Genomic DNA, 13,164 nt, shown 5'->3' with positions numbered 1-13,164 from the left:
ACTACTCTCCCCTGGTACTCAGTAACCCGAATAGCCCATGCAAAGGCACGGCCAGCCAGCTCGGGCGATTTTCGGCTTCGTATGCGATTTCGTAGCAGGCCTTCTCCAGGCTGAACAGCTCCAGTGCCGCACGCTCGCCATCGGCGTGCTGCCAAGCGTGGGCGAGACTGGCTGTGGCCAGCCCGTAGGCTTCGATAAAGGCGTGGCGGGCCTCGTGCAGGTAACGCCGGCCGATCCGTTCACGGGCCTGGTCGGCCTCAGGCGAGTCGTCCACACCCTGAGCGTTGCGCACCGCCATCGCGGCAGCGTAGTCGAAGGAACGCAACACGCCACTGACGTCCTTGTAGGGGCTGTACTTGCCCCGCCGCTCTTCCAGTGGCCGCGCCGGCTCACCTTCAAAGTCGATCAAATAGGCGTCGCCCTGCACCACCAGCACCTGGCCCAGGTGCAGGTCACCATGCACGCGCATCACCAGGCCACCCACCGCCTGCTTACTGAGGTGGTCGATATGCGTCAACAACGACGAGCGCTGTTCGAGCAGGTCGTCCACCAGGCCGCGATCCTCGTCGGCCAGATGCTCATAATGCTGTTCCAGCAATTGCAGGGCGCGTTCCAATTGCGCACTGATGCTCTGGCTCCACGCCTGGCCTTCTTTTTTGCTGCTGGGGCTGGCCTTGAAGTCGGGATTGTCGGTGGGCGCCGCCAGCACCTGGTGCATTTCGCCCAGGCGCTGGCCCAGCAGGCCGGCAAAATCAGCCAGTTCGCCCAACGCGTTGTAATGCTGTTCCTGCTCGGAACGCCCCAGCTCCAACTCGTCGCGGATGGCGCGTTCCAGGTTGTTCTGGGTCCAGGCCCAGGCGTCGCCCTGATTGTTCAGGTAGCCCTGGGCTATCATCAACAGGTGCGGCAAGCCCTGGCCGTCGACCCGGCTCACCGAGCCCAGCAACGGCGATATGTTGGCGAAGCCGGCCGCGGTCAGGTAGGCGCCCATTTCCAGTTCCGGGTGCACGCCGCCGCTGACCTTGCGAATCATCTTCAGCACCATGCTGCCGCCAATCACCACCGAACTGTTGGACTGTTCGGCCGACAAGTAGCGCACCTCGGGCTCGGCGCTCAGGTTCAGGCGCGCAAGCTGCGGCGTGGGCACAAAGCGTATCTCGCCTTCTTCGCAGGTGAGCACGGTGTTGGCCTTGAGGCCCTGCACCACGGCGCGGATGAAGCTCTCCAGCACGAAGGCGTCGGTGATCAGGCCCACCTGTCGATTGCGCCGCACCCGCGACAGCGCCAATTGATGCGGCAAAGCACCGGTTTGCTGGTCCTCGCCCAGCAGGCCAAAGGGAAACTGGTAGCGACTGACCTGCCCACCGCTGCGCACTTCAATCTCGCTGAGCAAAACAGGGCTGGTGGGCGTGCCGAAGCGCACGCCGTAGGCAATGCGAACCTGATCGATGGCGCTATCCTTGCCGGCGAACCAGCGGCGTTTGGGCAAGTATTGCAGCAGCGCGCTGTTCTCAAGGCTGCTGCGCGACGGTTCTTCCAGTAGCTCTTCCATACGTTTTTTCAGCACCAGGGTGAGGAAATCGGGCAGCGGCTGCGCCGGTTCCACGTGCCAGCTGGGCATCTGCGCTTCGGTGGCCAACAGGAACCAATAGAATCCATAGGGTGGCAGCGTGAGCAAAAAGTTCAGTTGGCCAATGGGCGGGAAGGCACTGCCCCCCAGCATTTCCACCGGCACCATGCCGGCGTACTGGGACAGGTCCAGTTCGGCGGCCTGGGCGGCGCGCGACACGTTGGCCACGCACAGCACCAGCTCGGTCTTGCCATCGGCTGCGGTGTACTCTCGGATGTACGCCAGGATGCGCCGGTTGCTGGGCGACAGCATCTTCAGTGTGCCGCGGCCGAAGGCTTTCTGTTGCTTGCGCACGGCCAGCAGCCGGCGTGTCCAGTTGAGCAGCGAGTGCGGGTCGTTGGACTGGGTTTCCACGTTCACCGACAAGTAGCCGTACAGCGGGTCCATGATCGGCGGAAGCACCAGGCTGGCCGGGTCGGCGCGGGAGAAGCCTCCGTTACGGTCGATGGACCACTGCATGGGCGTGCGCACACCGTCGCGGTCGCCCAGGTAGATGTTGTCCCCCATGCCGATCTCGTCGCCGTAGTACAGGGTGGGCGTGCCCGGCATGGACAGCAGCAGGCTGTTGAGCAGTTCAATACGCCGACGGTCACGCTCCAGCAGCGGCGCCAGGCGCCGACGAATGCCCAGGTTGATGCGCGCGCGACGGTCGGCCGCGTAGTAGTTCCACAGGTAGTCGCGCTCGCGGTCGGTGACCATCTCCAGCGTCAGCTCATCGTGGTTGCGCAGGAAAATCGCCCACTGGCAATTCGCGGGAATTTCCGGGGTCTGGCGCAGAATGTCGGTGATCGGAAAGCGGTCTTCCTGGGCCACGGCCATGTACATGCGCGGCATCAACGGGAAGTGAAAAGCCATGTGGCATTCGTCGCCATCATCACCATGGGTGTCGCCAAAGTACAGCTGGGTGTCCTCTGGCCACTGGTTGGCTTCGGCCAACAGCATGCGGTCGGGGTAGTTGGCGTCGATCTCGGCGCGGATCTGCTTGAGCACCTGGTGGGTCTCGGGCAAGTTCTCGTTGTTGGTGCCGTCGCGCTCTATCAGGTAGGGGATGGCGTCCAGGCGCAGGCCGTCGATGCCCATGTCCAGCCAGTAGCGCATCACCCCCAGCACCGCCTTCATCACCTGCGGGTTGTCGAAGTTGAGGTCCGGCTGGTGGGAGTAGAAGCGGTGCCAGAAGTACTGGCCGGCCACCGGGTCCCAGGTCCAGTTAGACTTTTCGGTATCGAGGAAGATGATCCGCGTGCCGTCGTACTTCTGGTCGGTATCGGACCACACGTAGAAGTCCCGCGCCCTTGAGCCGGGTTTGGCGCGGCGCGCACGCTGAAACCAGGGGTGCTGGTCGGAGGTGTGGTTGATGACCAGCTCGGTGATCACCCGCAGGCCACGCTGGTGCGCCTCGGTGATGAAGCGGCGCACGTCGGCCATGGTCCCGTAGTCAGGGCTCACAGCCTTGTACTCGGCAATGTCGTAGCCGTCATCGCGGCGCGGTGACGGGTAGAACGGCAGCAGCCAGATGGTATTCACGCCCAGCTCGGCAATGTAGTCGAGCTTGTCGATCAGGCCGGGAAAGTCACCGATACCGTCGTTGTTGGAGTCGAAGAACGACTTCACGTGCACCTGGTAGATCACCGCGTCCTTGTACCACAGGGGGTCTTTGATAAACGCGGCGCTGCGAGGTTTCTTCGCCATGGGTCAGGTCCTTTTCAGAGCGCTGCGCTGATGCGCCAGATGCCGAACGGTTGGTAGCCAGGGTCGATGCGCATCCACTGGGCCTTGCCGTACCAGGTCCAGGTGTGGCCGGTCATCAGGTCCTCACCGGTGGTGGCGGCGTTGTCGTCCAGGCCCAGTTCCCACAAGGGCAGCTCGAAGTTCGCCTCCTGGACGTTGTACGGGTCAAGGCTGACCGCCACCAAGATGAAGTTCTTGCGGTCGGCGGTGCGCTTGCCAAAGTAGAGGATGTTGTCGTTCCAGCACTGGAACATGGCCAGGCCCAGGTGGGTCTGCAACGCCGGGTTCTGCCGGCGGATGCGATTGAGCTGGGCAATCTCGGCAATGATGTTGCCGGGCGCAGTGAAGTCCCGGGTACGGATCTGATACTTCTCCGAGTCCAGGTATTCTTCCTTGCCCGGAATGGGCGCCGCTTCGCACAGCTCGAAGCCCGAATACATGCCCCACAGTCCCGAGCCCATGGTGGCCAGCGCGGCGCGGATCAGAAAGCCCGCGCGCCCCGACTCATGCAGGAAAAAGGGGTTGATGTCCGGTGTATTGACGAAGAAATTAGGGCGGTAGCAGTGCGACCACGGCGGCTGGTTGAGCTGGGTGAAATACTCGGTCAGCTCGGCCTTGGTGTTGCGCCAGGTGAAATAGGTATAGCTCTGGGAGTAACCGACCTTGCCCAGCCTGGCCATCATGGCCGGCTTGGTGAACGCCTCGGCCAGGAACATGACCTCAGGGTAGTCGCGGCGCACGTCCTCGATCATCCATTGCCAGAACGGCAGTGGCTTGGTGTGTGGGTTGTCGACGCGGAAGATCTTCACGCCGGCCTGCACCCAGCCCACCACCACGTCGCGCAGGGCCAGCCACAGGCTGGGGATGGCGTCGGCGGCGTAGAAGTCGACGTTGACGATATCCTGGTATTTCTTCGGCGGGTTTTCCGCGTAGCGAATGGTGCCGTCCGGGCGCCAGCTGAACCAGCCCGGGTGCTCCACCAGCCAGGGGTGGTCCTGGGAGCACTGGATGGCGAAATCCAGGGCAATTTCCAGGCCATGCTCGGCCGCTGCCGCCACCAGCCGGCGGAAGTCTTCGCGGCTGCCCAACTGCGGGTGAATGGCGTCGTGGCCGCCGTCGGCGCTGCCGATGGCATAGGGGCTGCCGGGGTCGTCGGGGCCAGCCTCGAGGGCATTGTTCGGGCCCTTGCGATGCTTGCGACCGATGGGGTGGATGGGCGGGAAATACAGCACGTCGAAGCCCATGTCGCGGATCATCGGCAGGCGTTCATGCACGTCATTGAAGGTGCCATGGCGCGCGGGGTCGTCGGTGATCGAGCGGGGGAACAGCTCATACCAACTCGCGAACTGCGCGCGTTCGCGCTCCACTTCCACGGGAAACAACGCGCTCTTGCTCAGGTAGGCGCGCGCGTCGGCCAGGTTCATCAGCGCCGCCGTGTCTTTCTGCAACAGCAGCGCCACCTGGCCCTCCGCATCCAGAGCCTTGAACTCATCGTGCAGGTGCAGCAACTGGCGGCGCAGGCTTTCTTCACTTTTCTCGGCGCTGTTCACCAAGTGCAAGCGGCCCTCTTCCAGCTCCAGGCCAATGGGCACGCCAGCGGCGTATTTCTTTTCCAGCTCGTAACGGTAGGTGGCGAACTGGTCGATCCAGGCTTCGATGCAGAACACATGGCGCCCTACCTCGCTCACACTGAGCTGGCCCTGCCAGGCGTCGTTGCCCAGATCCTTCATGCCCACGCTGTGCCAGCTGTCCGAGCCCAGCGCGCGCCAGCGCAGCACCACGGCCAGCTTGTCGTGGCCATCGGCGAACACCTTGCTGTCCACGGTCAGGCTCTGGCCCACCACCGCCTTGACCGCGAACTGGCCGCCATCAATGGCAGGCGCCACGTCTTCGATCACGATGCGTGGCAATAACAGCGCCTGGGACAGGCTAAGTGCCTGTTCATTGCTCTGTTCGGCCGCCTGGCCGGTTTCGAAAGGTTGATCCGCGGTCATCGAGCATCTCCTTCACGCCCCAAGGACGCTCATCCAATACCTGATACACCGACAAAGAGGTGCCGGCGCCTGCTTTAAGTTCCGAGCCATGGGGGGTGTGAAAGTTCATCAGAATTGACGCTCGGGAATCATCGGCCGTCGGTTGCTGTCCAGATCACTGACTGTCCCCACCTTTGCGAGGAACCCTGATGAATATCCCTATCCCCGCCGAAACACCGGACCCGAACATTGACGATCCGACCCTGCCGCCGCCCGATCCGAACGTGGACCCCGACGAGCTGCCAGTGAAACCCACCGTGCCGCCCACCGTGGGCGACCCGCCCAGCCAGGAGCCGCCGGTGCAGTTGTGAATCGATTTATTCGCGATAGTGCGTAGTGAGCATAGATGCGCCGGGAATAAGCGTGACTGCTGGGTCATTAAATATTTGCGCCGGCGTGCGAACCGCTCTTACCGCAACTGTCTTCCTGTGGGAGCGGGCAGAGCCCGCGCCCACAGGTGCCCGGCTACAGAGCATTCATCAGTCGCTGTCCCCGTCGCGCTCCAAGCGCCCCACAATCAACGGCATCACACCCAGCACTAGCAGTGCCAGCACGGTGCTGAACACCGCCGTTGCCTCGCGCCCCATGCCGGCCGCCACGCCGATGGCCGCGGTCATCCATAGCCCGGCGGCGGTGGTCAGGCCTTTCACGTGGTGCGCGTCCTGGGCATTGCCCTTGAGAATCGTGCCCGCCCCCAGAAACCCGATCCCGGCCACCAGCCCCTGCACCACCCGGCTGATGGCTGCCGGATCGGCGCCGGCCATCTGCGGTACCAGCACGAACAGCGCCGCGCCCAGGGACACCAGCATGTGTGTGCGCACCCCGGCGGCCTTGCCCTTGTGCTCACGCTCGAAACCGAGAATGGCGCCCAGCACCGCCGCCATCAGCAGGCGCACGGCCACGCGGGTGAGTTGCGAAGCGTCGGTGATGTCGGCGAATTCGTCTTGCAGGGTGGTCCAGGCTTCTTGCCACCAGGCGTTCATGGCTCGGTCCTTCGCTCGGGGATGAGCTATGGACACTGGCGGTGCTGGAGAGTGCCGACCCCGTCCAGCTCCGGAGTTTTCCCACAATAGAAAAAGAAACGGCCGCTATCGCGGCCTTACCCGGGTTTCTAACCTGCCCCATTCATCGCACCTGAACGGAATCACTCGCCATGCGGCCATTGATTGAAACGGGCAGGCGCACACGCTGCAATTGTCATGACGTTGCCCATGCGGCGCGCTTGCTGGCGAGCCAAGCCTGTAGCTTGAGCGCGCGGCACAGCCAGGACGGTATGGTGCGCTCTGCGTTCGAAAAAACCGCCGACGCGGGTTCTTTGATGGCCTTCCAGCATCCTGTCGAAGCGCTTCCTGCGCTTCACCTGTGTAGCTAGATTAGGCCTGTGCCCTTCTGCGCAACAGAGGAGATGGCGGGTAGCGGGTGTAAGCGTTTGGGTATTGCTGCAACGTTCGCAGCGGCGGCGAGTCTGACACACCGCGCGGCAAGGCTTCAGCGTCAGCGCTCGGCCTGGGCATTTTGCTCGGTGGACCACCCGCCCCCCAGCGACTTGACCAATTGCACGTTGGCGCTGAGCTGGCGGGTCTGCAGGTCCAGCACGCCGCTTTGGGCTTGCAGGGAAGCCGTCTGCGCTTCCACCACGTCCAGGTAGCCCACCGCGCCATCCTTGTACCGCGACAGCGCCAGGCTTTCCGAGTCGTGGGCGGCGCTGGCGGCGTCGCGCTGGTCTTGCAGGGCGTTGCCCAGGCCGGCGATCAGGGTGAGGTTGTCTTCCACTTGCTGGAAAGCGCCCAGCACGACGCTGCGGTAGTGGCCGGCGGCTTCGTCGGTGGCGGCGCGGGCGGCGTCGACGCCGGCCTTGCGCTTGCCGCCGTCCAGCAACGTCGCCACCAGCGACGGGCCAATGGACCAGAACAGGTTGGGCGCCGCCAGCAGGCCGGCGTACTGGTCGCTCTGGTAGCCGATTTGCGGGCTGAGGGTGATGGTGGGGAAATAGGCGGCACGGGCGATGCCGATTTTGGCGTTGGCCTCGGCCACGCGGCGTTCGGCGGCGGCGATGTCTGGGCGCCGTTGCAACAACGCCGAGGGCACGCCGGTGGGCACCACCGGCAACTCGATGCGCGCGGTGTCCATGGGCAGGCTGAACTGCGCCGGTTGCGCCCCCACCAGGGCGGCAATGGCGTGTTCCATCAGCGCTCGCTGGGTCTGGTTCTGCGACAGTTGCGACTTGGCCGACGACAACTGCGTACGCGCCCGCGCTACATCCAGGCCGGACACAATGCCGCCACCGTGCAGGCCCTCGGTCAGGCTCAGGGCCTTGCCGAACGCCTCGGTGGTGGCGGTCAGCAGTTGGGTCTGCTGGTCCAGGCCACGCAGGCGGATGTAATTGTCGGTCAGTTGCGTTTGCAGGCTCAGGCGCGCCGAGGCCAGGTCGGCGGCGGCGGCCTGGGCTTCATCGGTGCCGGCATTGACCGAGTTGCGCACCCGCCCCCACAGGTCCACTTCGTAGTCCACTTCCACGCCAACGGTCACCGAGTTGTAGTCACTGGGGCCACCCGTGGCGCGCAGTGGCCGGGTGTCGGACTGGCGAATGCGCTGCGGGTTGGCGAAGCCCTTGAGCAGCGGAAACAGGTCGGACCGCACCTGGGCCAGATAAGCCTGGGCCTGGGCATAATGGGCCAGGGCGGCACTGAGGTCGGGGTTGTTGGCGGCCAGTTGTTGCTGCAAGGCGTTCAGGCGGCTGTCGTGGTAGATGGCCCACCAACCATCACGGCTCATCTGGTCAGCCGGTTGCGCCGGCGTCCATGGGCCGACATTACGGTATTGGGCCGCCGTCTCGATGGGCGGGACCTGGTACGCAGGCGCCAGTGAGCAGGCGCTCAGCAGGGCCAGGGCCAGGGGTGTCAGCGCCCTAACCATGGTTGTTGCCCTGGGGCGCAGCGTTGTTGCCCTGCGAAGGCGGGCTGATTTTCACCGCATCGTCGTCGGCCAGGCCATCGGGTGGGGTGTCGATTACCCGGTCGGAGGGCGCCAGGCCCGAACCGATCTCCACGCTGTCGCCAAAGTCGCGGGCGATGGTCACGGTCTTGAACTTGACCTTGTCATTGCCATCCAGGGTGGCCACGCGCAGGCCTTTGTCGTCAAACAGCAAGGCACTGGCGGGCAGGCGTAACGCATCGGGCTGGGTCGGCAGGTTGAACTGCACGTTGGCGAAGGCACCTGGCATGAGCCGCGCGGCCTTGTTGTCGACCATCAGTTGCACCAGTGTGGCGCCGGAGGCCGGGTTGATGGAGTCTGCGCGGGCGACCACCTTGGCCGAGAAACTGTCCTTGGGGTACTCCGGCACCGTGAGGCTGGCACCGGTACCTTCGCGTACCTGCGCGGCGAACGCCTGGGGCACCTGCACGTACACGCGCAGGCGACTGATGTCCGACACCGCAAACAGCTCCGGCCCGGTACCGCCGCTGCCGGCGTTGATCAGTGCACCGACATCGGTAGCCCGCGCGGTCACCACGCCGTCGAAGGGCGCCACCAGGTGCTGGAAGCCTTTGGTGGCCACCAGGCGATCGACGTTGGCCTTGGCCGAGGCCACTTCTGCCTGCTTGGCGGCCAGGTCGCCCACGCGCTGGTCAACGTCCTGGCGTGACACCGAGTCGGAGGCCAGCATCACTTGCCAGCGGTGCGCGGTGGTGGCGGCCAGCTGCGCGTTGGCCTGGCTGGTGGCCAGTTGCGCGCGGGCCTGCAGCAGTTGCTGGTCCAGTTCAGGGGCATCTATCTCGGCCAGTAGTTGGCCGGCCTTGACCCTGCCGCCAATGTCCACGGTCCAGGACTTCAGGTAGCCGCTGACCCGGGCGAAGATCGACGCGCGCGACCATGCCTCCAACCGGCCTGGCAAGCTCAGGACCGGGCCCTTGTCCGGGCGGCTGGGCGCCACCAGCACCACGGTGGGCATGGCCTGGGTATCGGTCCAGGTCTTGAGGTTGCGCGACTCGGTGGCGCGGGTGGTGACCCCGGCCACCACCACGAGGATCAGCAGCACCACGCCGATGATAAGGGCCAGGCGGCCGCGCCGTGGCCGTCCGGAACTGTGCGCTGACATGTCAGGCCTCCTGGCCGCTGCGTTCGGCAACGGTTTCGCGCCCGTCTCGGGCATGGACAATGCTGAAAATCGCCGGTACCAGGAACAGCGTGGCACAGGTGGCGAAAGCCAGGCCGCCGATCACCGCGCGGCCCAGCGGCGCATTCTGCTCGCCGCCCTCGCCCAGGCTCAGGGCCATGGGCGCCATGCCGATGATCATCGACAGTGCCGTCATCAGCACCGGCCGGAAACGGGTGTAGCCGGCCTCCAGCGCGGCCTTCACCGAATCGCCATGTTCCTGCAGGCGCTCGCGGCAGAAGCTCACCACCAGGATCGAGTTGGCGGTAGCCACGCCCATGCACATGATGGCCCCGGTCAGCGCCGGCACCGACAGCGTGGTGTGGGTGGCAAAGAGCATCCACACGATACCCGCCAGCGCCGCCGGCAACGCAGTGATGATCACGAAGGGGTCCAGCCAGGACTGGAAGTTGACCACGATCAGCAGGTAGATCAGCACCACAGCCCCCAACAGGCCGAAGAACATACCGTTGAAGGCACTGTTCATGGTTTGCACCTGGCCTTGAAGGGTGGCCTTGGAGCCTTTGGGCAGGTCCTTGGCGTGGGCGTCGATGATGCCCTGGATGTCAGCCGCCACGGCCCCCAGGTCACGGCCCTGGAGGGAGGCGTAGACCTCCACCACCGGCTGGATATCGGACTGGGTCAGCACCGAGTTGCTCTGGCTGCGCTCGAAAGTCGCCAGGCCGCCCAGCAACTGGCCGTTGGCACCGGCACCACTGGCGCTCAATGGCAAGTCATGCAGGGCACCCAGGCTGTCCAGCTTGTACTGCGGGGTTTGCAGCACGATGGGGTAGGAAATGCCATTGGCGTTATTGAGCCAGTAAGTGGGCGCCACTTGGCTGGAACCGGCCAGGTTGACCACCAGGCTGTTGGTGATGTCGCGCTCGGTGATACCCACCAACTGCGCCCGGGTGCGGTCCACGTTGATCTTGAAGCTGGGCAGTTGCCGTGACTGTTGCAGGCGGGCGTCCACCACGCCCGGCACCCGACGAATCTCGCGCAACAGGCCGTTGGCGTAGGCAAAGTTGGCGGCCAGGTTGGCGCCCGAGACTTGCAGGTCAATGGGCGCGGCAGAGCCGAAATTGAGAATCTGGCCGACGATGTCCGACGGCGGGAAGGAGAACACCACCCCGGGGAAATCCTGCGGCAGTTGCTCGCGCATCTGCCGGATGTAGTCGCCCGTGGCCCGATGGCCCTCGTTCAGCGAGATTTGCACGTCGCTGTCCTGTGAACCCACGGTACCGGTGTTGTTGTAGGCCGTGTTGATGCCGCTGATGGACAGGCCAATGTTGTCCACCACCGCCCCCAGCTCCTCGGCCGGGACGATGCCGCGCACTGCCTGCTCGACCCGGTAGATCACCTGGGCGGTGTCTTCGATGCGGGTGCCCACGGGCACCCGCACGTGCATCAGGATCTGCCCGGAGTCGACGCTGGGAAAGAAATCACGGCCCAGGAACGGCGCCAGGCCAAAGGACAGCAACACAAAGGCAAAGAACACCACCAAGAACAGCACGCGCCGGCGCAGTACCGCTTCGAGCAGGCCGTGATAGCCCTCGCGTGCCCGCTCGAAGCGCGCTTCAAAGCCCTTCTGGAAGCGGACCAGCGGGTTGCGCGACGCCGGCTTGTGCTCCCCTTCCTTGTGCTCATGGGGCTTGAGCAGGAAGTTGGCCATGGTTGGCACCAGGGTGCGCGACAGGATGAACGAGGCAATCATGGCGAACATCACGGCTTCAGCCATGGGCACGAACAGAAAGCGCGCGATGCCATCGAGGAAGAACATCGGCACGAACACGATGCAGATGCACAGCAGCGACACGAAGGCCGGGGTGACGATCTGCGCGGCGCCATCGAGGATGGCTTCGCGCACCTGCTTGCCTTGTTCCAGGTGCCAGTTGATGTTCTCGATGGTCACCGTGGCGTCGTCCACCAGGATGCCCACCGCCAGGGCCAGGCCGCCCAGGGTCATGATATTCAGGGTTTCGCCCAGGGCCGCCAGGGTGGCGATGGAGGCCAGAATGGCCAGGGGAATGGAGATGGCAATGATCACCGTGGAGCGCCAACTGCCCAGGAACAGCAGAATCATCAGGCTGGTCAGCGCCGCGGCGATCACCGCCTCGCGGGCCACACTGTTGATGGCCGCGCGCACAAACAGTGACTGGTCACCAATGAAGTCGATCTTGAGGTTGTCGGGCAACGCCGCCTTGGACTCGGCCAACTTGTCCTTGATGCCGGCGATCACCCCCAGGGTGGACGCCGAGCCGGTCTTGAGCACGGTGATGAGCACCGAGCGGCTGCCATTGACGTGGACAATGTTGGTCTGCGGCGGCGCACCGTCACGCACGCTGGCCACGTCGCGCATCAGCACCGTGGTGCCGTCGACGGCCTTGATGGGCAGGGTTTCCAGGTCGGCGATGGCCGAGGGGGCGTTGTTCAGTTGCATGACGTATTCGTAGCGGCCGATCTTTTCCGTGCCCACCGGGGTGATCAGGTTCTGCCCGGCCAGGGCGTTGGCCACATCCTGGGCCGACAGCCCGCGGGCCTGCAGCGCTGCCGAGTCGATGTCGATCTGCACCTGGCGGCTTTTGCCGCCGAACGGATACGGCATGGCCGCACCCGCCACCGACGTCAGCAGCAGGCGCACGCTGTTGAGACCCAGGTCGCCCAGGCGCTGCTCGCTCAGGCCCTGGCCCGACAGCGCCAGTTGCACGATGGGCACGGTGGAGGCGCTGTAGTTGAGGATCAGCGGTGGCGTGGTGCCCGGCGGCAATTGGCGCAGGATCACCTGGGCCACCGAGGTCAGCTGGGCATTGGCGGTACTGATGTTGACGTTGGGCTGGAAGTACACCTTGACGATGCCGAAGCCGTTGAGCGACTGCGCATCGATGTGGCGCACATCGTTCACGGTGGTGGTGAGCACCCGCTCGAACGGCGAGGTGATGCGCCCGGCCATCTGGTCCGGCGGCAAGCCGGTGTATTGCCAGATCACGGCGATGACCGGTATGCGAATTTCCGGAAAAATGTCCGTAGGGGTACGCCAGGCCGCCAGGGGGCCGACGATAAGAATGAAGATAGCCAGAACCACGAAGGTATAGGGCCGATTCAGCGCGACACGCACAATTCCAAGCATGGGTTTTATCCGTGCACAAGACAGACAAACGCTTGAGGAGCGCCACCACCAGGCAGGTACCGCGAATTTCCCCGGCCAGCGCAATCCCCCCGCTGACAGTCATCGGCACACCGATCAGTGTAGGCAGCGCCAAGGGCCACTGCGTGGTTCCTGAAGAACCTTTAATCAGTTGACCGCTGATCCGACAGTTGGCCGGCAGGCCTGCGCCTGTTGTCTAACCCTGAAGGTAACCAAGCTGCAAGGGAGAGGAGCCATGCCCGTGGAAATCAATGCCCAGACCCAACGCTGCACACTCATCGAGCAGGACATGCGCTGCGAAGGCGCGGCCACCGATGTGCGTATCAGCACCGACGATCAACTGCGGATGTCCATCGCCGAGCTCAACGGCCACCGCGTGCCCATCACCGAAGCCGAAGCCGATGCCCTGACCGTGGCTGGCGCGGTGGATGACCGCCACCATGTGAAGGCCAGCGTGTCGGGGTCGGTGATTTGA

General features: G+C 64.5%; 8 protein-coding genes. 2 read left to right on the top strand and 6 right to left on the bottom strand.

What is annotated here, in order from left to right; all coding sequences use genetic code 11:
- Position 1: 1 nt before the first annotated feature.
- Together treS and PMM47T1_RS14435 are read right to left on the bottom strand one after the other, a co-directional pair.
- Positions 2 to 3,319 carry a maltose alpha-D-glucosyltransferase gene (gene treS / locus PMM47T1_RS14440; RefSeq protein WP_008370077.1) on the bottom strand — a complete coding sequence of 1,106 codons (3,318 nt, stop codon included), beginning with the start codon at positions 3,317 to 3,319 and terminating at the stop codon, positions 2 to 4.
- Positions 3,320 to 3,333: 14 nt separating this feature from the next.
- Positions 3,334 to 5,352: an alpha-1,4-glucan--maltose-1-phosphate maltosyltransferase gene (locus PMM47T1_RS14435; protein WP_008370074.1), complete on the bottom strand. Its 2,019-nt coding sequence runs from the start codon at positions 5,350 to 5,352 to the stop codon at positions 3,334 to 3,336.
- A 188-nt stretch (positions 5,353 to 5,540) separates the two neighbouring features.
- On the opposite strand from PMM47T1_RS14435, the gene PMM47T1_RS30115 reads away from it, so the two are divergent.
- Positions 5,541 to 5,702, top strand: coding sequence for a hypothetical protein (locus PMM47T1_RS30115; RefSeq protein WP_008370072.1), 162 nt, complete (start codon positions 5,541 to 5,543; stop codon positions 5,700 to 5,702).
- Between the two features lie 168 nt (positions 5,703 to 5,870).
- On the opposite strand, the gene PMM47T1_RS14430 is transcribed toward PMM47T1_RS30115, so the two are convergent.
- From PMM47T1_RS14430 to PMM47T1_RS14415, 4 genes are all read right to left on the bottom strand, one after another.
- Positions 5,871 to 6,374, bottom strand: a complete 504-nt coding sequence (locus PMM47T1_RS14430; protein WP_008370070.1) for an MgtC/SapB family protein — start codon at positions 6,372 to 6,374, stop codon at positions 5,871 to 5,873.
- A gap of 511 nt (positions 6,375 to 6,885) precedes the next feature.
- Complete coding sequence (locus tag PMM47T1_RS14425; protein ID WP_008370068.1) at positions 6,886 to 8,307, bottom strand: efflux transporter outer membrane subunit; 1,422 nt, start codon at positions 8,305 to 8,307, stop codon at positions 6,886 to 6,888.
- Complete coding sequence (locus tag PMM47T1_RS14420; RefSeq protein WP_008370067.1) at positions 8,300 to 9,487, bottom strand: efflux RND transporter periplasmic adaptor subunit; 1,188 nt, start codon at positions 9,485 to 9,487, stop codon at positions 8,300 to 8,302. The genes PMM47T1_RS14425 and PMM47T1_RS14420 overlap by 8 nt, the downstream gene beginning before the upstream one ends.
- A 1-nt stretch (position 9,488) precedes the next feature.
- Positions 9,489 to 12,671: an efflux RND transporter permease subunit gene (locus PMM47T1_RS14415; RefSeq protein ID WP_008370065.1), complete on the bottom strand. Its 3,183-nt coding sequence runs from the start codon at positions 12,669 to 12,671 to the stop codon at positions 9,489 to 9,491.
- Between the two features lie 253 nt (positions 12,672 to 12,924).
- Between PMM47T1_RS14415 and PMM47T1_RS14410 the strand changes: the two genes are divergently transcribed.
- The gene (locus PMM47T1_RS14410; protein WP_008370064.1) at positions 12,925 to 13,164 is read left to right on the top strand and encodes a DUF3203 family protein; all 240 of its coding nucleotides are present in this window, start codon (positions 12,925 to 12,927) and stop codon (positions 13,162 to 13,164) included.

The organism is Pseudomonas sp. M47T1 (genome assembly GCF_000263855.1).
GTDB lineage: Bacteria > Pseudomonadota > Gammaproteobacteria > Pseudomonadales > Pseudomonadaceae > Aquipseudomonas.
Note: the sequence above shows the minus strand (reverse complement) of the source record. Positions and strands in the feature narration are given on the sequence as shown.